Below are 26345 nucleotides of genomic sequence, written 5' to 3'. Positions count from 1 at the left end.
TGCTCATGTGTTTGTATTGCACGTGAGGTACTTATTGATACGAAAATTTATAGTAATACCAATGCCAAGCAATAATTTAGTCATTTCTGCGCGATTCTATGCTCACTAAATAACAGGTATTGGTAAAAGACGGGTGCGGTACTTGCTGGCAATAATTACGACCGGATATAGACCAAACCAGAAAAGATAAAGGCCCGTAGATTTCTCTACGGGCCTTTATCGGTGCGCTTTAAGTTACTTTTGGTTGTTGTGCTGGTTTAATCCCCCTTAGTAAAAGCATTTGATTAAGAGGCTTTTTGCATATGATTCGGTTGATGTGATTTGAGTCATGGCTTGTAAGCACTGTTTTGAATATTATGACGCGCGATAATTCATTGTAATTATTGATTAAAATGTCATGGCTATATGTGGCTATAAAAAATTAGTAAATTTTAGAGATAAAAATGAAAACTAAAAATGTATTTTCTTTAGCAGTGTTGTCTTTTTTCATCAGTAGTGCAGCGGTTGCTGGGACAAAAACAGGCTTTTATTTAGGAGCGGATGTGGCATTTGCGAATGATACGGAACTGGAAAATAGTGGTGTATCAATCGAGGAATCAAATGACGTTGGTTTTAATGCCGTTGTCGGGTATGAGTCAAAGTTAGAAGAATCTTTTAAACTTGCAGGCGAACTTGAATACCAAAATTTTGGTGAAGTGGATTTTTTAGGAACGATGAAAGCAGATGGGCATGCGATTTTTGCGAACCTTAAGCCTAAATATACTTTTGATAATGGTGCTTACCTTTCGGGCGTAGTTGGCCTAGGTCAAATGACTCTGAAAGATAAGACAAACGCAGTTGAAGAATCTGAGACTGGTTATCAATTTGGTGTAGAGGGAGGGTATAACATTAATGAAAGCATTAGCTTAAATGTTGGTTATCGAAGCGCAAATACTGAAATTGATGACGTAGAAATTGCGATACGTGGCTTTTATGCTGGTGCTCGTTACTACTTCTAACTCAACTAATCCAAACTCTAAAGTGCTGGGTCGGCCATATCAGGTTGACCCAGTCAGCCCTTACATTACCCACATCCCATCACATCAATTTTTACGCAAATTGTGTCGTTGTTCCGCTCCTCGTCCAGTCTTTAACTGGGAGTTTAGCGCTGTACTGTCTTCGTTGACGTCGCTAAATCAACTTCGAAATGAATCTGTAGCTGAGATACAGACCTGTGGCTAAAACTACGCTGAGAAGTTCTATGAGATGAGTTAGGACGCTTCAGATATGAAAGCTAACCAAGGTTCGTGATATCGGCTTGCTAACGTCTACTGACAGCGAAGGACCATCAGTCAGACTGGAAAGTATAGTGAGGTAAATCTAGGGCCGAATATAGACCGGACCAGAAAAGACAAAGGCCCGTAGATTTCTCTACGAGCCTTCTGGAATATGGTGGCCCCTCGCAGACTTGAACTGCGGACCAATCGATTATGAGTCGACTGCTCTAACCACTGAGCTAAGGGGCCTGATAGGTCAACGATTATAGGGGAAGCGCTGCGAGGTGTCTAGATACCAGTATGGCTAATTGCGCTTAGTTTTTATCCACTTAGAACAGTGGATAATAAAAAAGGTGACCTAGGGTCACCTTTTTAGGATTTTTTAACGCTGATGAGCGCCTGGCTTACTCGTCTAGGAAGCTGCGCAGAGTCTCTGAGCGGCTTGGGTGACGAAGTTTACGCAGTGCTTTTGCTTCAATCTGACGAATACGTTCACGAGTAACGTCGAACTGTTTACCTACCTCTTCTAGAGTGTGGTCAGTGTTCATGTCGATACCAAAGCGCATGCGAAGTACTTTTGCTTCACGCGGTGTCAGACCTGCAAGCACGTCTTTTGTCGCGCCTTTCAAGCTAGTTGCTGTTGCTGAGTCTAATGGCAGTTCTAGCGTTGTATCTTCGATGAAATCACCTAGATGCGAATCTTCGTCGTCACCGATTGGTGTCTCCATTGAGATTGGCTCTTTAGCGATTTTCAGCACTTTACGAATCTTGTCTTCTGGCATCTGCATGCGTTCTGCCAGTTCTTCCGGTAGCGGCTCACGACCCATCTCTTGTAGCATTTGACGAGAGATACGGTTTAGTTTGTTGATCGTTTCGATCATGTGTACCGGAATACGAATCGTACGTGCTTGGTCTGCGATTGAACGAGTGATTGCCTGACGGATCCACCACGTTGCGTATGTCGAGAACTTGTAACCACGACGATATTCGAACTTATCTACCGCTTTCATCAAGCCGATGTTACCTTCTTGGATTAGATCCAAGAACTGTAGACCACGGTTGGTGTATTTCTTCGCGATAGAAATTACCAGACGTAAGTTCGCCTCAACCATCTCTTTCTTCGCACGGCGAGCTTTAGCTTCACCGATAGACATGCGACGGCTGATGTCTTTAACATTTTGTACGCTCAAAGAAGTTTCTTCTTCAATCATTTTTAGCTTAGTGATTGAGCGACGAATTTCTTCTTCGTTACGTTTGATCTTCTCTGCATATGGTTTGTCAGAAGCCAAAACTTCATCTAACCAAGCATCAGTTGATTCATTACCAGTGAACAGAGCGATGAATGATTTCTTCGGCATTTTGCCGTATTCAACCACTGACTTCATGATCAAACGTTCTTGCGTGCGAACGCGATCCATAGAAGTGCGCAGCTCATTCACCAAGTGATCGAACTGTTTTGGCGTTAGACGGAATTCTTTGAATACGTCTAGCATCATTTCATTAGCGACGGTTGCTTTCGGGCTTTCGTAGCCGTATTCGTTAATCGCTAATTGTAGATTTTGGTATGTACTACGTAGCTGATTGAACTTCTCCAGAGCCAGTTCTGGGTCGATACCAACATCTTCTTCAGAATCATCATCTGAATCGTCGTCTTTGTCTTCGTCTTCATCATCATCAACGTCTGTGTTATCTTCATCTTCTAATTGAGATTCAGATAGCTCAGAACCGATGTGTGTTGCTGTCGGTGCAGCGGTATCGTCTGCATCTGGGTCGACAAAGCCAGAAATCAGGTCCGTAAGGCGAAGCTCTTCTGCTTGAACTTTATCAAATTGCTCAAGAATGTACGGAATCGTTCCTGGGTATTCAGCAACCGATGATTGAACTTGGTTAATACCTTCTTCAATGCGTTTTGCGATGTCGATTTCGCCTTCGCGGGTCAGTAGCTCAACAGTACCCATTTCACGCATGTACATACGTACTGGATCTGTAGTACGACCAATTTCACTTTCTACGCTAGAAAGTGCAGCGGCTGCAGCTTCCGCTGCATCTTCATCGGTAATATTTGTGTCATCATTTAGTGCTAAATCATCAGCATCAGGAGCAGTTTCTACTACCTTAATGCCCATGTCATTGATCATCTGAATGATGTCTTCTACCTGTTCTGAATCTACGATTTCAGCAGGGAGGTGGTCATTTACTTCGGCGTAGGTCAGATAGCCTTGTTCCTTGCCTTTAATAACAAGTGACTTTAGCTGTGACTGCGGATTTTGATCCATAGACGGTATCCAACTTCGTAATCTGGTGAAGGAATCAGTATGCGAAATGCAAACCACTAACTATAACAAATTAAATTGATGCTGACTAATTAAACAGGGTTACGCTTTTAAATCTAGCATAAGTGCTAGCAGCTCCCTTTTCTCTTCGGCTGATAAACCGACGCTTCTTGCTTTGGCCTGCAGGTTTTCAATTTGCTTTTCTACGCACTGGGCAATAATTTTGTCCAGTGAGTCTAAAAATATTTCTTCTTGGTTGTCTTCATCGAGTGGGATATCCCAGCTCGCAAGACGAGACAGAAGTGCCTCATTCTGGCTATTTCGCCAGTGCTCTAATAATTGGCCTGTGTTTATATGGGGATGCGCCTGGCATTTATCAAGTACATCTACAAATAAACTGAGGCCTGGTATGGATAAATCTCTCACTGTGGAAAGGTCCGGTACCATTTGAGCATAGCTCGGATTTTGAATAAGTAGAGCAATAACCTCACGCATTGGAGTTCGTTTGATCTCTTTGTGCGGCTGAGGTCGAGTTTCTGGATTGCTTTTGAGCAGTGTATTTAGAAACTTTTGTAGCTGAAAGTCACTCCATCCGGTACCCAAAGTTAGCTCTTTCCAAAGATATGCTTTTAAAGATGGGTCAGTCGTTTTGTCTAAAAGCGGTGCTGCTTTTGTTGCGACATACGTCCCCCATCTCTTAGGATCAGTATCTGGAGCTTCTTTTTTAATTTCAGTTAGTAGGAAGTCGATTAATGACTCTGCATTTGAAATCTCTTTCTCTAACTGTTCTTTACCGAATTTGCGCACAAAACTATCAGGATCTTCACCATCTGGAAGAAATAGAACTTTTAGTACTTTATTTGCATTGAGGTATTCGAGCGCATTTTCCATAGCTCTTCGGGCAGCTTCTCTACCTGCTCTATCACCATCGTAACAACAAACAATAGTATCTGTTTGTCGAAATAACTGGCGAATATGATCACCGGTTGTAGAGGTCCCTAGAGAAGCGACAGAGTAATCGACGCCATATTGCGCTAAAGCAACGACATCCATGTACCCTTCTACTACCAGGATTTGCTTCGGCTCTTTATGAGCCTCCATTACTTCGTAAAGGCCGTAAAGCTCTTTACCTTTATGAAAGATGGGCGTTTCCGGTGAGTTAAGGTATTTCGGTGTGCCATCGCCGAGCACTCGGCCACCAAAACCAATAACCCGACCACGACGGTCACGAATCGGGAACATCACACGCCCGCGGAATCGGTCGTAGCGGTTGCCTTTATCATTTTCAATCAACATGCCGCCCGTCACGAGCATGTCTTGAGCGTCTTTTTGCTGGCCGAAGTTTTTACGGACTAAGTCCCACTCGTCAGCCACGTAACCAATGCCAAACTTCTGCACGATTTCGCCAGATAAGCCACGGTCTTTCAGATATTCAATCGCAACTTTGTTGGCTGGCTGTTTTAGCTGGTTACGATAGAACTGAGCGATACTGCCCATTAGATCGTAAAGGTTACGCTTTTCACTGCTGCTGGCTTGTGGGCCAGACTTAAACTGCCCACCACCACTACGCTGTTCACGTGGAACATCCAGACCTAAATAAGAGGCAAGCTCTTCGATGGCTTCCACAAAGTCTAGGCGTTCGAACTCCATGATGAAGTCGATGGCGTTGCCATGCGCTCCACAACCAAAACAGTGATAGAACTGTTTTTCTTGGCTAACGCTGAAAGAGGGCGTTTTCTCATTGTGGAATGGGCAACAAGCGCCGTAGTTTTTGCCTTTTTTCTTAAGTTTCACGCGCGCGTCGACGATATCGACAATATCAAGCCGAGCTAGAAGGTCATCGATAAAACTGCGTGGGATGTGTCCAGCCATAAAACCTAACAAAAAAGAAAAATCATGATTGGTGCGAATGAATTACTGAGAAAGTTTGCGTGCGACTTTGAGTTATTTCATTCAGATACAAACAAGCCGTGCGTTCCAAAGGATAGCACGGCTTGCTGCAATTGGGTGGGGTGTTAAGCCAATTTAGCGCGAACTAAACCACTTACTTTACCCATATCTGCACGCCCTTGAATCTGCGGTTTCAAAACGCCCATTACTTTACCCATGTCTTGCATGCCAGCTGCACCAGATTCTGCAATAGCGCTCTCGATAAGAGTCGCAACTTCATCGTCTGTCAGTGGTTGAGGCATAAAGTCCTCAAGAACCGTAATTTCTGCTTGCTCCGCATCAGCAAGATCTTGACGACCCGCTGCTTCATACTGCGTAACAGAGTCGCGACGTTGTTTAACCATCTTAGTCATTACCGCAATAATGTCGTCGTCGCCCAGAGTAATCTGTTCGTCCACTTCACGTTGCTTAATGGCTGCTAAGGCTAAACGAATAGTACCAAGGCGCAATTTGTCCTTGGCTTTCATCGCTAATTTTTGCTCTTCTTTGAGTTGTTCAATCAGAGCCATAACTAAATTCCTCTATGGAGCTCAGTTATTAGTACAGGCGAACGCGACGAGCGTTTTCGCGAGCTAGCTTCTTAGCGTGACGCTTTTGAGCTGCTGCTTTAGCGCGTTTGCGAACTGTAGTTGGTTTTTCGTAGTGCTCACGACGACGCACTTCAGAAAGGATACCTGCTTTTTCGCAAGAGCGCTTAAAACGACGTAGAGCAACGTCGAACGGTTCGTTTTCACGTACTTTAACTACTGGCATATGCCTTTCACCTCAGGGGTTATTCGTTAATGCTGGAATTCAACAGACCAAATCACAATTATTTGGTCACTTACCAGCTGATCAAAAATGGTGCGGAATTTTAATCCGATCACAACTGCTTTGTAAAGCCTTTTATCGATTATTGTCTGTACAAAATTTGTTTGCAGCACGAAGGCAAGGTAATATGACGCCCAAATTTCCTCTATATAGAAAGCATACTGAGATAACCATGCGCATTATTGGTATTGAAACCTCTTGTGACGAGACTGGCATCGCGATTTATGACGATGAAAAGGGCTTATTGTCACACAAGCTTTACAGCCAAGTAAAACTTCACGCGGATTATGGTGGTGTGGTGCCTGAGTTGGCTTCACGTGACCATGTGAAGAAGACGATTCCTCTTATTAAAGAGGCATTAAAAGAAGCAAACCTTACCTCAAAAGACATTGATGGTGTGGCTTATACTGCAGGCCCTGGTCTGGTTGGGGCGTTATTGGTTGGCGCAACTATTGGGCGCAGTATTGCTTACGCTTGGGGTGTGCCTGCGGTACCTGTTCATCATATGGAAGGCCACTTACTGGCGCCAATGCTGGAAGACAACCCGCCACCGTTCCCGTTTGTTGCGGTATTGGTGTCTGGTGGTCACTCTATGATGGTCGAAGTAAAAGGCATTGGTGAATACCAAATTCTTGGTGAATCGATTGATGATGCGGCTGGTGAAGCTTTTGATAAGACGGCGAAGTTAATGGGGCTGGATTACCCAGGTGGTCCACTGCTTTCAAAACTGGCTGAAAAAGGCACACCGGGCCGCTTTAAGTTTCCTCGTCCAATGACAGATCGTCCGGGTCTGGATATGAGCTTCTCAGGTCTGAAAACATTCACGGCGAATACTATTGCGGCCAATGGCGATGACGAACAGACTCGCGCAGATATCGCGCTGGCATTTGAAGAAGCGGTCTGTGCGACGCTGGCGATCAAGTGTAAGCGAGCACTGGATCAGACTGGTATGAAACGTATTGTTATCGCGGGTGGTGTGAGTGCTAACCGTCGCCTACGCGCTGAACTAGAAAAACTGGCGAAGAAAGTGGGCGGTGAAGTTTACTACCCACGTACAGAGTTCTGTACCGACAATGGTGCGATGATCGCTTATGCGGGCATGCAGCGCCTGAAAAACGGTGAAGTATCAGATATGGCAGTCGAAGCCCGTCCTCGCTGGCCGATCGATCAATTAACGCCGATTGCGTAATCGTATTTATCTTATACCCAAATAACCTCGGGATGTTTGGTTCATTGGCAACACCGGATAGAAAAAGAAGTAATGGATATCGCAATGAATAAATTTGAAATTGAAGGTCAGCAACTTGCCTATCTGGATAAAGGTGAAGGGCCAGTACTGCTATTTGGTCACAGCTATTTGTGGGATAACCAAATGTGGGCACCACAGGTTGAAGTTCTCAGTCAGTTTTATCGCTGTATCGTGCCGGATTTATGGGCACATGGTGAGTCTGAGGCGGCACCTGCATCAACACGCTCTTTAGTCGACTATGCCCAGCATATGTTAGCGTTGATGGATCACCTCGAAGTGGAAGAGTTTTCTATTGTTGGTTTGTCTGTTGGTGGCATGTGGGGCGCGGAGTTAACTGCTCAAGCACCACAGCGCGTGAAGTCGCTGGTATTGATGGATACTTTTATTGGCTGGGAGCCAGAAGTCACACACAAAAAGTACTTCGCCATGCTCGATACCATCAATCAAGTTCAATCGGTACCTGAGCCGATTGTCGACGCTGTCGCTCCGCTGTTCTTTGCCAACAATGTCGAGCAAGCGAATCCAGAGCTCATCGCATCATTTAAGCAAAGCTTGCAAGCACTGCAGGGTGAGCGTGCGGTTGAAGTAGCGCGAATTGGTCGAATGGTCTTCGGCCGACGTGATGTGATTGAAGATTCAGAGAAGTTTGCTTTGCCGACGTTAATTGCAGTAGGACGTGAAGATAAGCCTCGCCCGGTGTTCGAATCTTATTTGATGAATGATTGCATTACAGGCAGTCAGCTGATTGAGATCCCAGAAGCGGGTCATATCAGTTCACTGGAGCAGCCTGAGTTCGTCAATCAGATGTTGTTGAACTTTCTAAATAAAGTTTACTCTTAAGACTGCGCTAAACAGAAACTCGGCACTATGCCGAGTTTTTTTCTGTCAGATTCTTTTGGCCAATTTTAGGCTCTTCGCCGGTTAACAAGCGTCGGATGTTCTGGTGATGTTTAAATACAATCAGGCAACACAACATCGCTACGGGTAAGGTGTACTGTGGCTTGAACATCCAGGTATAAAAGGGCGTCAGCAAGACAGTAACCAGGGCTGCAAGGGATGAATAGCGGAAGATGATCGCGACGCAGAGCCAGGTCAGCATCACTAATGCTGTAAGGTCAAGCCCAATTGGCGCGATAGCCCCCAGAGCGGTGGCAACGCCTTTTCCTCCTTTGAAATGGAAGAAAATAGGATACATATGGCCAAGGCATGCGGCGATTGCAATGACGCCAAGGATGATCGGGTTAATACCGAGGAAGTAGCCCCCCCATACCGGAATGGTGCCTTTGAGCATGTCACACAGCAATACAGAGATGGCAGCCCCTTTACCTCCAATGCGTAATACATTGGTTGCGCCTGGATTATTAGAGCCAACTTTACGCGGGTCTGGCAGTTTTAACAGACGACAAATTAACACCGCACTGGATATAGAACCCAGTAAGTAGGCGGCCATTGTCATTATCAGTGCCAGTGCGTCCATAGAAGTCCTTGATGGATTGGAAATTAATGCTCAGTTCCAGCGTAATTGCTATCATAGCGTGAATCTGCTGCTAGCAGAAACACTCTCTACGAAGGAGCTTGCATTATGTGAGTTCCTGTATATAAAGGTGTTTTGCAGTTTTTATACCTAAGCCACTTTATAGCAACCTTATAATAAGTGGCTTAGGTATAGAATATTACGATCAAATTACCCTCAATGGGTATCCGACCTCTGCAATAGAAGGACATAAGATGGCTCTGGATAAAGTGTTTATTGAACAATTAGAAGTGATCACCACGATTGGCGTGTACGATTGGGAACAGCAAATTAAACAAAAGCTGGTTCTGGATATCGAAATGGCACATGACAATAAGCTTGCTGGTAAAAGTGATGATGTTCAAGATGCATTAGATTACTCGCAAGTGAGTGAAGCAGTATTAAATCACATAGAGAATGGTCGTTTTTTATTGGTAGAACGTGTAGCGGAAGAAATAGCAGAGTTGATCATGCAACGTTTTTCGGTACCTTGGATTAAAATTCGCTTAGCAAAACCTGGTGCGGTTCCTCAAGCTCGCGCGGTAGGTGTGGTGATTGAGCGAGGTCAGGCATGATCACCGCTTATATCGGTGTCGGTACGAATATAGACAGAGAGCAGCATGCGAAGGTTGCTTATACAGAGCTGCTACAGCTTGGAGAAGATCTTCTTGTATCACCGATATATGAATGTGAACCAATTGGTTTCAGCAGCCAGAATTTCTACAACTTTGTGATTGCTCTGCGTACAACTTTATCATTAGAAGAGTTGAGCCATCGCCTGCGTGAGATTGAATTTAAGTGGGGGCGAGAAGAAAATGCGCAAAAGTATCAGGATCGAACACTGGATCTGGATATAGTGTTGTTTGGTGAGATCATTTCTAAGCAAAAACCTGAATTGCCTCGCAGTGATATCTATAAATATCCCTTTGTCACAAAGCCTTTGTATGATCTCGAACCACATTTGATTATTCCTGGTGATGGACGCACGGTTGCGGATGTTTGGCTCGCGATGCAGCCAGTTGATTGTCTTAAACCAGTTTCTTTTTCACTTTAAATTTGAGTTATTTACATGAGTTATTTGGAAGCCTTTATTTTGGCTCTTATTCAGGGTCTAACGGAGTTTTTGCCTATTTCCAGCTCCGCACATTTGATCCTGCCTTCCGCTATTCTTGGTTGGGAAGATCAAGGCCTTGCATTTGATGTCGCTGTTCACGTCGGGACCTTGATGGCTGTGGTGCTCTATTTCCGTTATGAAGTGCTTACGCTATTTCGGGCGTTGTTTGCCTCTATCTTTAAAGGGGATCGTGGTAAAGAAGCGAAACTGGCGTGGATGATCGTACTGGCTACGATTCCAGCCTGTGTGTTTGGTTTACTGATGAAAGATATCATCGAAGTATATCTGCGTAGTGCCTACGTGATCGCAACGACGACGATTGTGTTTGGTTTATTGCTTTGGTGGGCGGATAAACACGCGAAACAGGAAGCAGACGAATACCAGACTGGCTGGAAGAAAGCGCTATTTATTGGTGTGACTCAAGCCCTGGCGATGATCCCGGGAACCTCTCGTTCTGGTGCGACGATTACTGCAGCGCTTTACCTTGGTTTTACCCGTCAGGCCGCCGCGCGTTTCTCATTCCTGATGTCGATTCCTATCATCACTCTTGCCGGTAGTTATCTTGGTATGAAGTTGGTCACCAGTAGCGAACCCGTGCACGTTGGGTTTCTGCTGACGGGCATCGTGACATCGTTTGTGAGTGCGTACATTTGTATCCACTTCTTCCTCAAGCTGATTTCTCGTATGGGCATGACACCGTTTGTTATTTACCGTCTGATTCTGGGCGTGGGCCTATTTGCTTTTTTGCTTAATGCCTAATAAATTGCCTGATTTGCAGCTTGCTTAACCGCAAGCTGCAAACCTAAACCGCTACGTCATTCTGAACAGCGACGAAGGAGCGTGATTCAGAATCTTCTCTCCGAGTTTCTTGTAGCTTAGGCCATTTCTAAAACTTCCCTGCGTGCTGATATTAGATTCCTAGTCTCGCTTAAGCTCGCAGGAATGACCTGGCATGAGTAGCATTCGGTTAATTAACCTTAGATCAGGTCACTTATTCAAAGCGACTCTTACCGCTTCAATCCGCCGCTTTTCTTGTTCATCTCGAATCGCCGGCCCTTTAAATCCGTCCTGAATGATAGCCTGAACATCCACGGCTACTGCGGCTTGGTAAGCTCGGGTAAAAATCTCCGCTTGAGGATAAGGCAGATCTTCTAACCCTTTTCGACCTGCATGGTCAGCCTGACAGCAGATTAAAATATCATGCAGTCGATCGGCTTTACGCCATACATCAAACTTGTTGAGTATTTTGATGATGGTTTGCGGTTTTAACTCGGCTGCTCGGTGAATGTTGGAATGCTGTTCGCAGACCATCAAAGCCAAATCACGAAACTCATTGGGGACACGGACACGTTCACACAGTTCCTTGATCAGTTTAAGGCCCGTATGGCAGTGCATTTTGTGGCTCGGCCATTCATTCTTTGGCGTTGTTCCTTTGCCAAGATCATGCACTTGTGCCGCAAAACGAACTGGCAGAGAAACGCTGAGCTTCGCCGCTTGTTCTGCAACCATTAAGGTGTGAATGCCAGTATCAATTTCAGGATGCCATTTCTCAGGTTGAGGCACGCCAAACAGTGCGTTAATTTCTGGCAGGACAACCGCCAGTGCGCCGCAATCATGCAGTACAGCAAGAAAAATATCGGGACGAGGCGAAGATAGCGATTTATGCCATTCCTGCCAAACGCGTTCCGGTGTCAGTGTGTCTAACTCCCCGGATGCAGACATATCACGCATCAGTTGCATGGTATCGTCTGCCACCGTAAAGCCTAATGGCGCGAGCTTGGCTGCAAAGCGGGCCACACGCAGAACTCGAAGCGGATCTTCGATAAACGCATCAGAGACGTGGCGCAGGAGTCGATTGTTAAGATCGTCCTGACCGCCGTAGGGATCGTAAAGCTTACCCTGGTCATCCATTGCCATGGCGTTGATGGTTAAGTCACGACGAATCAAATCTTCTTCCAGGGTGACATTTTGATCGAAGAAGCATTCAAAGCCAGTATAACCTGAGCCTGATTTCCTCTCTGTTCGGGCTAACGCATATTCCTCTTTGGTTTGCGGATGAAGAAATACCGGAAAATCTTTCCCTACAGCAGTGTATCCCTGAGAAAGCATCATTTCGGGAGTCGCGCCAACCACCACCCAATCGTTGTCATAGTGATCAATTCCGAGCAATTGATCCCGGACAGCCCCACCTACTAAGTAAACTTGCACGAACAACCTCTTAATTTACTGATATGTCGTTGGACATTGTAGCAAGCAATGGTACTTTTCTTTACTCCCAACGGCAGATGCATTTATGTGTCTGAGCAAAAGTGGGTGGTTTGTTAGCTGGAGATCCTATGTATAAGGACTTTTTCGGGTTTGTTGAGCAACCTTTTTCGATTGTTCCAAACTCTCGTTATTTGTATCTGAGTCAACGTCATAAAGAAGCGATTACGCACCTTAAAGCCGGGTTAGGTGATGGGGGCGGGTTTGCCATGTTGACTGGTGAAGTGGGGACAGGAAAAACCACTGTGGCAAAAGCTATGCTGGCCAACCTGGACGAGACCACTAAGGCGGGTTTGATTCTTAATCCGACTTTTTCGACTCGAGATCTTCTGGAGGCGATTTGTGATGAATTCAATATCATTTACCCGCAAGATGCGACACTGAAGCAGCTCAATCGAGTGATTCATCATTATCTGCTAGACAATCACAATGCTGGCTGGCAGACGTTACTTGTCATCGATGAAGCGCAACACCTTTCCGCTGAGGTCTTAGAGCAACTTCGTTTGTTGACCAATTTGGAAACTGAGACCAGAAAGCTACTTAAAGTCCTTTTGGTTGGCCAGCCAGAATTACAACGATTATTACAAACCACTCAGTTACGTCAGCTCGCTCAGAGAATTACTGGTCGTTATCACCTATTGCCTTTGGATGAAAAAGAAACCGAGGATTATATTGCGTTCCGACTGCACACTGCTGGAGGGAATCAACAGCTATTTAATCGCAGTTCAACCAAACTGATAGCCAAGTACAGTCACGGTATTCCCAGGTTGATTAACCTTATTTGCGATAAAGCGCTTAACATGAGTTATCACCAAGGCAGTGCTGTTGTCGATAAGCAAATGGTTTTACGCGCCTGTGAAGAAGTCATGCAGTTTCAGGCCGACATTTATCAGCAAGACAACAAACCCGGACAGATGAGGGCTCGTCGTCAGTTTGGCTGGCCTGCCTGGGGCACTGCAGCCATAGGGGTGGCAGCGGCATTCGGTGTTGGTTGGGCTGCCGTTAACTATATGCCGAAGAACCCCATTTCTGCGTTTGTAGAAGAGACCGTCGCTATCAGTGTTCCTGAGAGTGCTCCTGAGCCAGTTGAACCCGTTGTGCTAAACGATCAGCTAACTGACGAGCAACGTGAATTATTGCTGTCACAAAAACAATCCAACCTTGCAGTCAACGACCTGTACAAGTTATGGGGTTACCGAGCTTCTGTGCGCGATAACCTCTGTTTATCAGAGGCGCAATCGACCATGGTTTGTGAAAGGAGAATGGCCACATGGCCGTTGTTGGTAAAGCAAAATAGACCCGTGATCTTGGAGCTGAATTATCAAGGCGAGATCGGCTATGTGATTCTCTACGCTGTAGGCGACGATAAAGTTGAAGTGCTTAATGGTGAACATCGCTTGCGTTTACCACTTTCCTGGTTAAAACCAATGTGGCAGGGAAATATCATTGAGCTATGGCAATCGCCGCTTCAAGAAACATTGCGGTTGGATATGCAAGGGCCCGCGATTGAAGTCTTAGATCAATTGCTTGCTGAAGCAGTCAGTGAGCGGCCTTTGGGAACCTCGATGTTTGATTCTGAGTTGAAAGAACGCGTCGAACTCTTTCAGCGCTGGCAAGGCATTGGTGTTGACGGTATAGCAGGTCAGCGTACGCTAGATCGATTACAACAGAATGTGCAGCCTAATGCGCCAACGCTGGCAAGCATTGATAAGGAGGAGGTGTAATGTCTATCGCCAAGCATGCAAGCCTGTTGCTTTTGCCTATTGGTATTTCTGCCCTAGGGGCTGCCTGGTATTTGGAGATGCTCGTTCCTGGCTCTCAGTCCGCGACGCCTGCGACACCAACAACACCAGCTCGTGTTACGGTTAAGAATGCTGCAGCACAGCCATTTGAGATATTGGACTACCCAGAAATCTCACAACTAGCACAGTTACCAAGAGAGTGGCCAAGTGCAGAGTTATCCGGTGATTTAGGGACTTATTTACAACCTGAAGAATATGCGAGCAGCTCTCAAGGAGAACAATCGCCAGCGACTCAAAATCAAGCCAGCGATGACGATTTAGATTTCACTTTGGAAGATATCGATTTATCGTCACTGTCACCGGACTTGGCGATGAAGGTTGAGAATGCATTGTCTCGCCGAAGTGAAGGAATAGCGCCACAGCGTGTGGCTCCCGTCAATGATTTGGAGGGGAATGCTCAGCGGTGGCAGGGTCGTTTGCCTGCTCTCAACTTACAAACACATATGTATGCCAGTGATGCCGAGCGTCGTTGGGTAAAAATTAATAACGTGGAATATCATCAAGGCGATGTGGTGGATGGCCAGATCACACTAAAAGAGATCCAGCCACAAGCGGTGATCGTTGATTTTCAGGGTGAGCAGATCCGGATTCCGGCCCTGTATGAGTGGGAAGGTTAACTCAGTCCAAATAAGCAAAAGGCCACAACAATGTGGCCTTTTGAATATTCAATTCTAAGGGAGTGATTATGCCCAGCCCGCAGGAGAGCGCTTCTTGCGTGGCACTAGGTGAGGTAACACCAAACCAAATAGTAGACCCAGACCCGCAACGCCACCACCGTAAGTAAAGTACTTCAGCAGCATGTCATCTTTTTGCGTATCAAGTTTAGCGCGCAGCTCACGATTTTCTGTTTCAATCGAAGTCAGTTGGTCGCTGATCTCTGAGTATTTGTTCTCAAGATCAGAAATTTGTTGATTACGCGTTTCTAGCGAGGTCACAAGACCGGCTTTTTCCGTGTCCGAAGTCTGACGAGCATTGGCCAGTTGTTCTTTCACTTCAGCCAGCTCTTTTTCAATACGAGGCAGGCGAATCGCCATGCTTTCTTCGTTGGTGACAAATTTGCTTTGCACCCAGCCAGTACGGCCACGAGAATCACGAATCTGTGTATAACCGCTCTCTTTATTTGCGCTTAGTAGTTGTACTTGAGAGCCAGCGTCAACACTACCAATAATGCGGTAAGTGTTGTTTGGACCTGAGTGCATAAAAGTGAATAGGTCATCAGAAATATAACGGTTTGCAGCTAGGGCCGTTGGCGCTGCTAGCAAAGTAAACAAAACCGTGATGATTAGTTTTTTCACAGTAAATCCCTTAACGATTTTTCTTGGATACAGCGTTGGCACCGTATGATTGGAGCCGGAATTAGACGAATAGTATGCAGTTTCAAACTTTGGTGCAACAAAGAAGGGAGGCAAAGCCTCCCTTTCTGTGCGTTTGAGTCAATAATGACAAAGCGCTTACATTCTATTGACGGATGTCTTAATTAAGCAAACATTGCTTGAATGCCGTAGAAGAATACCACAGCCAATAGTGCGCCAGCGGGTAGCGTAACAATCCATGAAGCAACGATGTTACGAACCACACCTAGGTTTAGTGCCGCAATACCACGAGCAAAACCGACACCCAGAACCGCACCAACCAGGGTTTGAGTGGTTGAAATTGGTAGACCAGTACCAGATGCCAGAACAACCGTACATGCCGTCGCTAGCTGCGCTGCAAAGCCACGGCTTGGTGTTAGTTCAGTAATACCTGTACCAACGGTTGCCATTACTTTGTGGCCCAGAGTCGCAAGACCTACAACGATACCAATACCGCCTAGTGGCAGAATCCACCAAGCGATTGTGCTTTTCGCTGTGATTTCACCCATGTGCTCAACGGTTGATACTACCGCGGAAAGAGGGCCAATTGCGTTTGCTACGTCGTTTGAGCCGTGTGCGAATGCCATCGCACAAGCCGTAATGACCATTAGAACACTGAAGATGCCTTCAACACCAGAGAAGCTGTGATCATCTTCACGGTTAGCAAATTTCTTCTGAATGTAGAAGTAACCGCCAGCCATAACAAGTGCCGATACCACAGCCGCCCACATCCAAGCTTCACCATTAGTCAGATGAAGACCAACGTGCTTAAGACCTTTTTTGATGGTAACCAGTGCAATCACCATTGTGGTGATGAACATGTAAACTGGCACAAAGCGTTTTGCATTAAACAGTGGATTTTCTGTATCAAAAATCAGGCGTTGTGCGCTGACAAAAATCACGTATGCAAAGAAACCGGAGATAACTGGTGTAATGATCCAACTACCGACAATGCCCTGAACACTCCCCCAGTCCACCGCTTCTGTACCTACAGATACACACGCAAAACCGATGATCGCACCGATAATTGAGTGAGTCGTTGATACCGGCCACCCCATGTAGGAAGCTAGCAGAAGCCAAGTTCCCGCCGCAAGTAACGCTGACATCATGCCGTAGACAAGGACATCAGGCTGGTGAGCAAAGAGAGATGTTTCGATAACACCTTTACGGATAGTGTCGGTTACTTCACCGCCTGCAAGATATGCACCCGCAAATTCAAAGATCATCGCAATGATGATGGCTTGTTTCACGGTTAACGCTTTTGAACCTACCGATGTACCCATCGCATTGGCAACGTCGTTCGCGCCAATACCAATTGCCATCATGAAACCAAAAATCGCTGCAACAATAATCAGGACAGTGCCGTAGTTCGCAAGGATATCCATCGTAATACCTAGTTGTTTTATAACAAGCGGAACAAAATTTTACGCGCGCCAAAAAGACGATGAAAACCGTCATCGTCCTTATGACACGTGTTAATTAAGCTCTTCGTTATGTCGTTAACTTATGTTTTAAGATCGAGATAGCATGACTTCCAAACGAGCACCTACGCGCTGCGCTTGGTCGGCAATACCACCTACCCATTCAAGAATCTTATACAAGAACATGACATCGATAGGGTTCATGTCAGATTCAATCGCCATCAGTTGTTGACGAAGTTCAATCTGCATCGCATCGGTATCATCTTCGATGACGTCTAACTGATGAATCATTTCAGCAACGAGTGTTACTTCACGGCCTTTAAAGCCAGTCTCTAACAATTCATCAAGTTCATTAATTACCTTTTGCGCCTGATTAGCCGCATCAAGACAACGTTGAACGTAAGCGAGGAAATTTGGCTGGAGAGCCTCTGGAATGACAAGTTGACGACCATATACACGGCCAGCAATGTCTTTTGCCAAGTTAGCAAGCTTGTCTTGTTGAGTTAGAAGCTCAAGCATGTCAGTACGGTCTACTGGCATAAACAAACCGCGAGGCAGTTTTAGACGGATTTCACGTTTCAGAACATCCGCTTCTTTCTCAAGATGAGAGATTTGAGCACGGATTTCTGCTGCTTTTTCCCAGTCACCCTTTGAAGAAACTTCAAAGAATTTCACCAGGTGTGAACAACATTCGTTGACACAGACAACGTGGCGTTGCAAAGGCTTTATAGGGGACTTTGCAAATAACCCCATAATTGTATTTACTGGCATGGTCATTCAACCTAATAACTATAACCTAAAAAAAACATACACCATTTCTTGAGTCTTGGCGAAATGTTGAACGATGGCTATAAAGGCGCGCATGTTAACTCATTAAATCGCTCTTTAAAACTGTTTTAGATCATCATTCGAGTGATATTTCTCTCTTGCCGTGTAAGAAAATACGCAATATCCTGTTTCTATCTGCTTTGAAAGGTATAGCTATGGAAACCGAAATAGAACTGAAGTTTTTTGTTTCTCCTGAATTTTCAGAAACTTTAAAGGAAAAAATTTCTGAGACAAAAGTACTTCAGCATAGTTGTCGTGACTTGGGTAACACCTACTTTGATACTGGCGATAAATGGTTAAGAAAGCATGACATTGGTTTAAGAATTCGCCGTTTTGATGATGTATTTGTTCAAACCGTGAAAACCGCAGGACGCGTCGTCGCTGGTTTACATCAAAGACCAGAATACAATGCTGAGCACACGAGCGACGAGCCGGATCTCACGCTTCATCCTTCTGACATCTGGCCTTCAGGTAAAGATGTCGAGACCTTGCAATCCGAACTTACCCCATTATTTTCGACTAACTTCACTCGTGAGCAGTGGTTAATTGGTATGCCTGATGGCAGTCAGGTTGAAGTTGCCTTTGATCAAGGCATGGTTATCGCTCAAGGTGAAGAGGGAGAAGAGAGACAAGAGCCAATTTGCGAAGTCGAACTGGAACTCAAATCCGGCCAAACCGATGCTCTGTTTACATTAGCGCGTAGCTTCTGCGAGCAAGGTGGTATGCGTCTGGGGAATTTAAGCAAAGCGGCCAAAGGCTATCGTCTGGCAACTGGCTATGCAGGCGATGAGGTAAAACCGTTGGCTTTAGTCGACAGCCGTAGCACAGACACCGTGGAATATTGTCTGATTAACTCTTTAGAGCACGCGTTGTCCCACTGGCATTACCATGAGCAAATCTATGCGGAGCGTGAGTGTGTCGAAGCATTACGCGAAATCAGCAATGCGCTGCGTTTTATCCGTCAGACCTTAACCATATTTGGTGGCGTTGTCCCACGTCGAGCCAGTGCGATTCTGCGTCAAGAACTAAAGTGGCTGGAAGAAGAGCTTGGGTGGTTAGACGAACATGCTCACCTTGAGGAGTTGCTTGATGACAAAGGAAACGTCCTGCGTAAGCTTGACGCTCGCAAGTTCTTGGTTTCTGAGCTAACCCAGCAGCTACAAGAGCTTCCAAGCCGTGAAGAAGTGCTGGAGCTATTAAGCTCAGCACGTTACACAGGCTTGTTGCTTGACCTGAGCCGTTGGATTCTTGCGCGTGGCTGGCAGCCATTCTTGGATGAAAAAGCACGTGAAAAAATGGCGAGCAACATTATGCCATTTTCTGTGACGCAGCTGGATCGCACTTGGGCGGAGTTGATGGAAGCGTTCCCGGCAGAGCGTGATTTGTCTGCGCAGGATTATGTCGATCAGCGCTACCGTTTGCTGCGTAACCTCTACACTGGAATTGGATTTGCGAGTCTGTACAACAGCGATGAGCGGAACAGCTTCCGTCTTCCGTGGGCGGATCTGGTTCATGGTATTGATGACCTGTTGATGCTGAATCACTTGTTGCCGCTGGTGGGTATGCTGCAAGCTGATGAAAAAGAGCAGCTAGAACGCTGGTTGCACCGTCAAGAGCGTTCTATCTTGCATGCGATGGATCAAACCCGCGCCATCAGCGTTGAAGCGCAGCCCTACTGGCGAGAATAATGACATTAAACGTTGAAACGATTTTTATCTGCGTCATTCCAGCGAGCTCTAGCGAGACTAGGAATCTAATAGCAGCGCCCTGAGCCGTTATGAAATAACTTTGGGCATAAAGTACTCGGCAACTAGATCCTGAATCACGCTCCTTCGTCGCTGTTCAGGATGGCAGGGACTTAAACATGCCGTTCGCTGTTAAACGAACGGCATTCGACCATGAAGCCCTATTTTTCTTTTGGACTCTGTTGCTCTTGTTGCTGCATTTCCAGTTCATGAATCCGATTAAGTAGTGTTTCCTGCTGCTCGAGGAGTTTACTCAACATGCGCTCAGTATGTTGAGTACGGTGATCTTCCTGCTTGGTTGGCGCGGTCACGATTGACGTGACTAAACCTGAGATCATACCGAAGATCCCCACGCCACAAACAATGATCACTACAGCCAGGAATTTACCACCACTGGTCACCGGATAATGATCGCCATATCCTACGGTCGAAATAGTCACAAACACCCACCATAAAGCGTCAGCCCCTGTACGAATATTGGCTGCAGGATCTTTGGCTTCAATGAACAGCATCGTGCTAGAGCCTAAAGTAATTAAAATCACCATCAACAATAGGATGGAGGCGACGGTTGTCTCTCGACGGTTCTCTTTGAGTTGATGGAGAATGAATCTAGAAGAGCGCAGTACCAGTATCATACGCAAAATATGAAAGACTCTGGCAAAGCGTAATGGCTCGATCATTGGGATACTGGCAATAAAATCTATCCAATGGAGCTTAAGGAACGTCCACCGATTTGTGGCGCGGATCAAATCAATGGTGAGTTGTAAGATAAAAATACTACAGATTATGAAGTCCAGACCGATAAGTACTTGACGGGTTTCGCGATCGATCGAAAAAAATAACAGGCCTGAGGTCACAAATAATGCCAAAAAGGACAGAACTAATGACAAAAGTCCCATTGGACGTGTGCTGTCTTTGATATCGTTGTTTTTCATACAAATCTCGAAATAATTCGCGTAACAGAATGACAAAAACTATATAAGACTCGGTGGAGAACTGACAATGGAAAAACTGGCATTTAAGCCGTGGGAAAGAGTCATATCCGACATTCGACTGGTACCAAAAATGGTCATATTAATGGTCTTCAGTACTATTTTGATTGTGGCAAAGCAACTTTGGGATGCCAACACGTTTTACGATTCATTGTTGGATGCGACACAGAATGTCGATGTTGCTCAGCAGCACTACGAGGCGTACCTCACTCAGGTTGTATGGCAGACTGCGTTACTTATCATCGTCTTTGTTGTTTTATTGTTTGCGGCAGCACGCGTCATGCTGCGTCAAACTCAATACCTGAATGACGCAATAAAACTGATGGCGAGCAAGAATTTATCGGTACCCTTTGGTATGGATTGCAAGGACGAATACGGAGATGTGGCACGAGAACTGGAAAAAACACGTCGCCAATTACATGACGTGATCCAAATGCAAGTCAATGCTTCTGATGAGTTATCGGCTCTGACCGAAGTGATGACAATCAGCATGTCTGAAACCAAAGAGTCTGCTCAAGAAGAGTTCAATGAGATAGATCAGCTTGCCACCGCGATGAGTGAGATGTCTTCTACTGTTCAAACGGTGGCGGAGCATGCGCATCAGGCATCAGTTCTTACGGAACAAGCATCTTCCCAGGCGGTTTCTGGCCAACAGTTCTTACAGAGCACCGTCGCGAAAATGAGTGAACTTTCTACCGACATTGCCTCTTCTGCTCAGGCCGTTAATCAGGTTGAAGAGCGCGTGGAAGCAATTGGCAGTGTGGTGGGAACCATTCAGGGTATTTCTGAACAGACCAACTTACTGGCACTGAATGCGGCGATTGAAGCGGCACGAGCAGGTGAAGCTGGACGAGGCTTTGCAGTCGTCGCAGACGAAGTTCGTAACCTGGCACAGCGGACACAACAAGCGACGATTGAAATTCAGGAAATGATTACTCAACTGCAAACCAGTGCAGAGTCTGCTGTGGAATTGATGGAGAAAAGCGTGGTTGAGGCTGCTGAAGGAAATGAGCTGGTCTCGAATGCTGGCACTGAGCTGGATGGCATTGTTACCCAGGTCACGCACATCAATGATATGAACTTCCAAATTGCCACGGCATCTGGTCAGCAAAGCAGTGTCGCAGAGGAAATGAGCCAAAACTTAACCAATGTAAGAGAACTGGTGGAAGCTTCTGTGATTGTGGTGACCGAGCTGTTGGAAACGTCTGAAACCATGCAAAGCAACGCTGAAGAGCTAGACAAGAAAATTAAGTCATTCAGTGTATAAGAATTTACAGCTTATGATTAAACGCCCACAAACCTTTTGTGGGCGTTTTTATTTGCGTCAACTCTGGTATAACTTAAACCTCATTTATCGTGCTTTTCACAAGGAAGAAAAATGCAGTTGCCTCCGTCGTTGATTTCTGTCGCTGAATCTGCCGTTCAAAATGCTCAGCAAGCTGGTTACTTTCAATTGTGGCCAAGTGAATTAGCAGAACAATTTTACTATGTCTCTGGCCTGAGTCAGTTCATTACTGAAGCCATTCATCGAGATGAAAAGCTCGCTCAGGACTTGCCAGAGATGGTGGCGGAGCCCAGTCGACAAGCATCCTACCGGACAAGACTGGCGGTACTACTGGCAGAGTGTCAGGATGAGATGTCAGGTCATCGTGTATTACGTCAGTTCCGTAATCGTGAGATGGTCTATATTGCGTGGAAGGATTTCCTCCATGCCTGGACACTGGAAGAGTCACTGAGTCATCTTTCTCAACTGGCTGAGGCGCTGATCTTCGAAACTTACCAATGGCAATATCAGGCTTGTTGTAAAGAGTGGGGGACGCCCACCAATGCTGAAGGTGAAGCACAGCCTATGTTAGTCATTGGTATGGGCAAGCTCGGTGGTAGCGAGCTTAATTTCTCTTCCGATATCGATCTCATTTTTACCTATCCAGAAAACGGTGAGACTCAGGGTACTCGGCGTAGTATTGCCAATGCGCAGTTCTTTACCCGTCTTGGCCAGCGCATTATTAAAGCACTCGATCAGCAAACCTTTGATGGTTTCTGTTACCGCGTTGACATGCGTTTACGCCCATTCGGTGAAAGTGGCCCGTTGGTGATGAGTTATGCGGCTCTGGAAGACTATTATCAGGAGCAAGGCCGAGACTGGGAACGCTATGCAATGGTCAAGGCTCGTGTGATGGGGTGTGAAATGTATCCCCAGTACCAAGAACTACGCAAGATGCTGCGTCCATTTGTGTTCCGACGTTACATCGACTTCAGTGCGATTCAGTCCTTACGCCGTATGAAATCGATGATCAGCAGTGAAGTGCGCCGTCGTGGATTAAATAACAACATTAAGCTTGGTGCGGGCGGTATTCGCGAAATTGAATTTATTGCTCAGGTATTCCAGCTGATCCGAGGTGGGCGCGAGCCCTGTCTGCGTAATCGAGGATTGCTGGAAACACTGCAAGGCATTGAAGAGCTGGCTTTGTTGACATCGCAAGAAGTTCAGAACTTGGAAGAAGCATATAAATATTTGCGCCGGTTAGAGAACTTGCTGCAAGCCATGGCAGATAAGCAGACTCAGACACTTCCAGACTGCGATATAGAGCGCACGAAATTGGCGACGGCAATGCAATGCGACACCTGGGAGCAGTTGACCTCGCAGACTCAGCAACATATGGGTAACGTTCATCAGGTGTTCGATGCGTTGATTGGTGATGATGAAGAAGATGAAGGCAGTACTGTTGCTCGTCATTTTCATGAACTGTGGGATATGGCGAAAAAGCAGGATGTCATTGAACATATCCTGCAGCAAGATATTCAGGTGGAAGATTTTGCCTCTTGCGCGAAAAGCATAATGGCGTTTAAGCAAGATATCGCAAAGAAAACACTTGGGCCTCGTGGGCGAGAAGTGCTGACCAGACTCATGCCTAAAGTCTTCGATGCGGTATTCGCTCACCCGGACGCGCAATTTGGTTTACCAAGAGTGCTGCACTTGCTGCACAAAATCTGTACTCGAACCACTTACTTAGAGCTTTTAGATGAACACCCGGCAGCGCTGGTGCAACTCGTGAGACTGTGTACGGCGAGTCCGATGATTTCTGAGCAGTTGTCTCGCTACCCAATCCTGCTTGATGAGCTGATCGATCCGCAGCAACTGTACAACCCGATTCCTTTAGACAGCTACCGAGTTGAGCTGCGCGATTATCTGGCGCGTATTCCAGAAGACGACATGGAACAGCAGATGGAAGCACTGCGCCAATTCAAGCAAATTTGTATCTTGCGTATTGCTGCGGCAGACATTGCTGGTGCCTTACCTGTGATGAAAGTGAGTGACCACTTAACTTATCTGGCAGAAGCCATTGTGGAAGCGGTTGTCAGCCAGGCCTGGTTGCAGGTATCAGAAAAGTATGGTGAACCTACCCATGTCAAAGACCGTGAAGGCCGAGGGTTTGCGGTTATTGGTTATGGCAAAGTTGGCGGCTGGGAGCTGGGTTACAACTCTGATTTGGATATCGTGTTTATGCATGACTGTCCGGTCAGCGTGTACACTGATGGTAAGAAAGAAATCGATGGCCGCCAGTTCTATCTTCGCTTAGCGCAGCGCATCATCCATATTTTCTCTATCCGCACCGCATCAGGAATTCTGTACGAAGTGGACACTCGCTTACGCCCATCGGGTGCCTCAGGGTTACTGGTGAGCCCAACCGATGCCTTTGACGAATATCAGCATCAGGAAGCCTGGACCTGGGAACATCAGGCTTTGGTTCGTGCGCGAATGATATATGGTGACGAGCCGCTAGCCGTCGCTTTCCACAACACTCGCCATGACGTTTTGTGTAAAGAGAGAGAGCAAGATGCGCTTAAACAAGCGGTAGTCGAGATGCGCGAGAAAATGCGCGATCATCTCGGTGGAAAAAAAGCAGGACGCTTTATGCTTAAACAGGATGTTGGAGGCATTACCGACATCGAGTTTCTTGCTCAGTATCTGGTACTTAACTACAGCCATGCTAAACCTAAATTAACGCGTTGGTGTGATAACGTACGAATTTTTGAAACGCTTATTGCACAAGGGGTAATGGACGAACACCAAGCGATGCAACTGATAAACGCCTATACCTCAATGCGTAATGAGATACATCACCGAAACCTGCTCAATTTAGATGCAGATGTTGTCGAAGATAAGTTTGTTGCTGAAAGAGAGTGGGTGAAGCAGGCATGGAATCAGTGGTTCAGTTAAGGCGAAATATTTAGCCACGACAAGGGCTGTGGTAAACTCTGCACGATTTAATTTTTGGAGACCAATAATGAAACCAATTCTACCTGATTACAACAGCGCTGGTGTGCTTATCATCGGTGATGTCATGCTAGATCGTTACTGGTATGGCCCAACTGGACGTATTTCACCTGAAGCGCCAGTCCCTGTTGTGAAAGTAGAAAACAATGAAGAGCGTCCGGGCGGAGCCGCAAACGTTGCGATGAACATTGCATCATTGGGTGGCCATGCTCACATTGTTGGTCTGACAGGCATGGATGAACCGGCGAAAGTTCTGACTGAAACACTTAACTCACTCAAAGTAAAATGTGACTTTGTAGCATTGCCAGAATACCCAACGATCACCAAGCTCCGCGTAATGAGCCGTGGTCAGCAGTTGATCCGTCTGGACTTCGAGGATAAGTTCGAAAATACCGATGCCGAGCCTGTACTTAATCGTATGGATACCGCTCTGCCAAACGTTAAAGCCGTGATCATGTCAGATTACGCAAAAGGCTCTCTTGAACATGTACAGGCATACATTCAGAAAGCGCGTGCTGCCAACGTTCCTGTCTTCATCGATCCAAAAGGTGCCGACTTTGAACGCTACCGTGGTGCGACACTTCTGACGCCAAATATGAAAGAGTTCGAAGATGTGGTTGGCAAAGTGAAATCCGATCAGGAGCTGGTGGAAAAAGCACTGGCGCTTGTGGAAGAGTTTGACTTTGAAGCCCTGCTGGTTACCCGTAGTGAACATGGTATGACGTTAATTCGCCGTGGCCAGGAACCGTTCCACCTACCAACACAAGCAAAAGAAGTGTATGACGTAACGGGTGCAGGTGACACAGTGATTTCTGTACTGGCGGCTTCAGTTGCTGCGGGTAAATCATTTGAAGAAGCGTGTGCTCTAGCGAATGCGGCTGCTGGCGTTGTAGTTGGTAAACTAGGAACATCAACTTTGTCTGAAATTGAACTGGCTGAAGCGGTACATGGTAGTAAAGATACCGACTTTGGTGTGATTTCAGAAAAAGCTTTGATCGAAGCGGTGAAGAAAGCACGTGCTAAAGGCGAGAAGGTTGTGATGACCAATGGCTGTTTTGACATTCTTCACGCAGGCCATGTGTCTTACTTAAACCATGCGGCTGAATTGGGCGATCGCCTAATCGTAGCCGTGAACACTGACGAGTCTGTTAAGCGTCTTAAAGGTCCTGGCCGTCCGGTAAACCCAACCGATCGTCGTATGGCGGTATTGGCTGGTTTAGGTGCGGTAGATTGGGTGGTACCATTTAGTGAAGATACGCCGCAGCGTCTAATCTCTGAAGTGCTGCCAAGCTTGTTGGTGAAAGGCGGAGACTACAAACCAGAAGAGATTGCAGGTGGCAAAGAGGTGATTGCTGCTGGCGGTGAAGTTCGCGTACTGAACTTTGAAGACGGCTGCTCGACCAGTGAGATCATTAACGCGATTAAAGGCGGCAAAGGTTAACGGGTTAATGCCTGGTTTTCACTATTACTATCGGGTCATTCCAGCGAGCTTTAGC

Annotated in this window: 22 protein-coding genes and 1 tRNA gene; 12 read left to right on the top strand and 11 right to left on the bottom strand. The window is 46.2% G+C overall.

Features of this window, described 5'->3' with window-relative positions; all coding sequences use genetic code 11:
* Positions 1–443: 443 nt before the first annotated feature.
* Entirely contained in the window at positions 444–998 is a 555-nt protein-coding gene (locus OO774_RS13770) for a porin family protein (protein ID WP_264903193.1), read from the top strand.
* A gap of 431 nt (positions 999–1429) precedes the next feature.
* On the opposite strand, the gene OO774_RS13765 is transcribed toward OO774_RS13770, so the two are convergent.
* The 5 genes from OO774_RS13765 to rpsU all read right to left on the bottom strand — a co-directional run bounded on the left by OO774_RS13765 (position 1430) and on the right by rpsU (position 6232).
* Positions 1430–1505 (bottom strand) — tRNA-Ile (locus OO774_RS13765).
* A 155-nt stretch (positions 1506–1660) separates the two neighbouring features.
* On the bottom strand, positions 1661–3532 hold the full coding sequence (gene rpoD, locus OO774_RS13760; protein WP_264903192.1) for an RNA polymerase sigma factor RpoD: 1872 nt from the start codon (positions 3530–3532) through the stop codon (positions 1661–1663).
* Positions 3533–3631: 99 nt separating this feature from the next.
* Positions 3632–5401 carry a DNA primase gene (gene dnaG / locus OO774_RS13755; protein WP_264903191.1) on the bottom strand — a complete coding sequence of 590 codons (1770 nt, stop codon included), beginning with the start codon at positions 5399–5401 and terminating at the stop codon, positions 3632–3634.
* 143 nt (positions 5402–5544) lie between these two features.
* Complete coding sequence (locus OO774_RS13750; RefSeq protein WP_264903190.1) at positions 5545–5988, bottom strand: GatB/YqeY domain-containing protein; 444 nt, start codon at positions 5986–5988, stop codon at positions 5545–5547.
* A gap of 28 nt (positions 5989–6016) precedes the next feature.
* A complete protein-coding gene (rpsU, locus tag OO774_RS13745; protein WP_001145625.1) occupies positions 6017–6232 on the bottom strand; it encodes a 30S ribosomal protein S21 in 216 nt (71 codons plus the stop codon).
* 229 nt (positions 6233–6461) lie between these two features.
* On the opposite strand from rpsU, the gene tsaD reads away from it, so the two are divergent.
* A complete protein-coding gene (tsaD, locus tag OO774_RS13740; RefSeq protein ID WP_264906116.1) occupies positions 6462–7478 on the top strand; it encodes a tRNA (adenosine(37)-N6)-threonylcarbamoyltransferase complex transferase subunit TsaD in 1017 nt (338 codons plus the stop codon).
* Between the two features lie 84 nt (positions 7479–7562).
* Positions 7563–8378 carry an alpha/beta hydrolase gene (locus OO774_RS13735; RefSeq protein ID WP_264903189.1) on the top strand — a complete coding sequence of 272 codons (816 nt, stop codon included), beginning with the start codon at positions 7563–7565 and terminating at the stop codon, positions 8376–8378.
* 25 nt (positions 8379–8403) lie between these two features.
* Here OO774_RS13735 and plsY read toward each other — a convergent pair whose 3' ends face one another.
* The gene (gene plsY / locus OO774_RS13730) at positions 8404–9015 is read right to left on the bottom strand and encodes a glycerol-3-phosphate 1-O-acyltransferase PlsY (protein WP_264903188.1); all 612 of its coding nucleotides are present in this window, start codon (positions 9013–9015) and stop codon (positions 8404–8406) included.
* A gap of 251 nt (positions 9016–9266) precedes the next feature.
* Here plsY and folB point away from each other — a divergent pair, with 251 nt between their 5' ends.
* From folB to OO774_RS13715, 3 genes are read left to right on the top strand one after another with little or no spacing between them, the layout of a single operon-like run.
* Positions 9267–9626 (top strand): bifunctional dihydroneopterin aldolase/7,8-dihydroneopterin epimerase, encoded by a 360-nt coding sequence (gene folB / locus OO774_RS13725; RefSeq protein WP_264903187.1) that lies wholly within the window; start codon positions 9267–9269, stop codon positions 9624–9626.
* On the top strand, positions 9623–10105 hold the full coding sequence (gene folK / locus OO774_RS13720) for a 2-amino-4-hydroxy-6-hydroxymethyldihydropteridine diphosphokinase (RefSeq protein WP_264903186.1): 483 nt from the start codon (positions 9623–9625) through the stop codon (positions 10103–10105). Before folB ends, folK begins: the two co-directional genes overlap by 4 nt.
* Positions 10106–10120: 15 nt before the next feature.
* Positions 10121–10924: an undecaprenyl-diphosphate phosphatase gene (locus OO774_RS13715; RefSeq protein ID WP_264903185.1), complete on the top strand. Its 804-nt coding sequence runs from the start codon at positions 10121–10123 to the stop codon at positions 10922–10924.
* A 228-nt stretch (positions 10925–11152) separates the two neighbouring features.
* Here OO774_RS13715 and OO774_RS13710 read toward each other — a convergent pair whose 3' ends face one another.
* Positions 11153–12373 carry a multifunctional CCA addition/repair protein gene (locus tag OO774_RS13710; protein ID WP_264903184.1) on the bottom strand — a complete coding sequence of 407 codons (1221 nt, stop codon included), beginning with the start codon at positions 12371–12373 and terminating at the stop codon, positions 11153–11155.
* Between the two features lie 128 nt (positions 12374–12501).
* On the opposite strand from OO774_RS13710, the gene OO774_RS13705 reads away from it, so the two are divergent.
* Together OO774_RS13705 and OO774_RS13700 are read left to right on the top strand one after the other, a co-directional pair.
* Entirely contained in the window at positions 12502–14154 is a 1653-nt protein-coding gene (locus OO774_RS13705) for an ExeA family protein (protein ID WP_264903183.1), read from the top strand.
* Entirely contained in the window at positions 14154–14849 is a 696-nt protein-coding gene (locus OO774_RS13700; RefSeq protein WP_264903182.1) for a general secretion pathway protein GspB, read from the top strand. The genes OO774_RS13705 and OO774_RS13700 overlap by 1 nt, the downstream gene beginning before the upstream one ends.
* A 66-nt stretch (positions 14850–14915) precedes the next feature.
* On the opposite strand, the gene OO774_RS13695 is transcribed toward OO774_RS13700, so the two are convergent.
* The 3 genes from OO774_RS13695 to OO774_RS13685 form a co-directional block, all read right to left on the bottom strand.
* Positions 14916–15527, bottom strand: coding sequence for a TIGR04211 family SH3 domain-containing protein (locus OO774_RS13695; RefSeq protein WP_264903181.1), 612 nt, complete (start codon positions 15525–15527; stop codon positions 14916–14918).
* Positions 15528–15709: 182 nt separating this feature from the next.
* Positions 15710–16969 carry an inorganic phosphate transporter gene (locus OO774_RS13690; protein WP_264903180.1) on the bottom strand — a complete coding sequence of 420 codons (1260 nt, stop codon included), beginning with the start codon at positions 16967–16969 and terminating at the stop codon, positions 15710–15712.
* Positions 16970–17095: 126 nt separating this feature from the next.
* Positions 17096–17776, bottom strand: a complete 681-nt coding sequence (locus OO774_RS13685; protein ID WP_014230765.1) for a TIGR00153 family protein — start codon at positions 17774–17776, stop codon at positions 17096–17098.
* Between the two features lie 212 nt (positions 17777–17988).
* On the opposite strand from OO774_RS13685, the gene OO774_RS13680 reads away from it, so the two are divergent.
* On the top strand, positions 17989–19521 hold the full coding sequence (locus OO774_RS13680; RefSeq protein WP_264903179.1) for an inorganic triphosphatase: 1533 nt from the start codon (positions 17989–17991) through the stop codon (positions 19519–19521).
* 218 nt (positions 19522–19739) lie between these two features.
* On the opposite strand, the gene OO774_RS13675 is transcribed toward OO774_RS13680, so the two are convergent.
* Positions 19740–20513 carry an ion transporter gene (locus OO774_RS13675; protein ID WP_264903178.1) on the bottom strand — a complete coding sequence of 258 codons (774 nt, stop codon included), beginning with the start codon at positions 20511–20513 and terminating at the stop codon, positions 19740–19742.
* 67 nt (positions 20514–20580) lie between these two features.
* On the opposite strand from OO774_RS13675, the gene OO774_RS13670 reads away from it, so the two are divergent.
* The 3 genes from OO774_RS13670 (at position 20581) to hldE (ending at position 26290) form a co-directional block, all read left to right on the top strand.
* Positions 20581–21837, top strand: coding sequence for a methyl-accepting chemotaxis protein (locus tag OO774_RS13670; protein ID WP_264903177.1), 1257 nt, complete (start codon positions 20581–20583; stop codon positions 21835–21837).
* A 111-nt stretch (positions 21838–21948) separates the two neighbouring features.
* Positions 21949–24792, top strand: a complete 2844-nt coding sequence (glnE, locus tag OO774_RS13665) for a bifunctional [glutamate--ammonia ligase]-adenylyl-L-tyrosine phosphorylase/[glutamate--ammonia-ligase] adenylyltransferase (protein ID WP_264903176.1) — start codon at positions 21949–21951, stop codon at positions 24790–24792.
* 67 nt (positions 24793–24859) lie between these two features.
* Complete coding sequence (gene hldE, locus OO774_RS13660) at positions 24860–26290, top strand: bifunctional D-glycero-beta-D-manno-heptose-7-phosphate kinase/D-glycero-beta-D-manno-heptose 1-phosphate adenylyltransferase HldE (protein WP_264903175.1); 1431 nt, start codon at positions 24860–24862, stop codon at positions 26288–26290.
* Positions 26291–26345 lie beyond the last annotated feature (55 nt).

It is taken from the genome of Vibrio sp. STUT-A11 (assembly GCF_026000435.1).
Classification (GTDB): Bacteria; Pseudomonadota; Gammaproteobacteria; order Enterobacterales; family Vibrionaceae; genus Vibrio.
The sequence above is the reverse complement of the archived record's forward strand: the minus strand, read 5'-3'. Positions and strand labels throughout refer to the sequence as shown.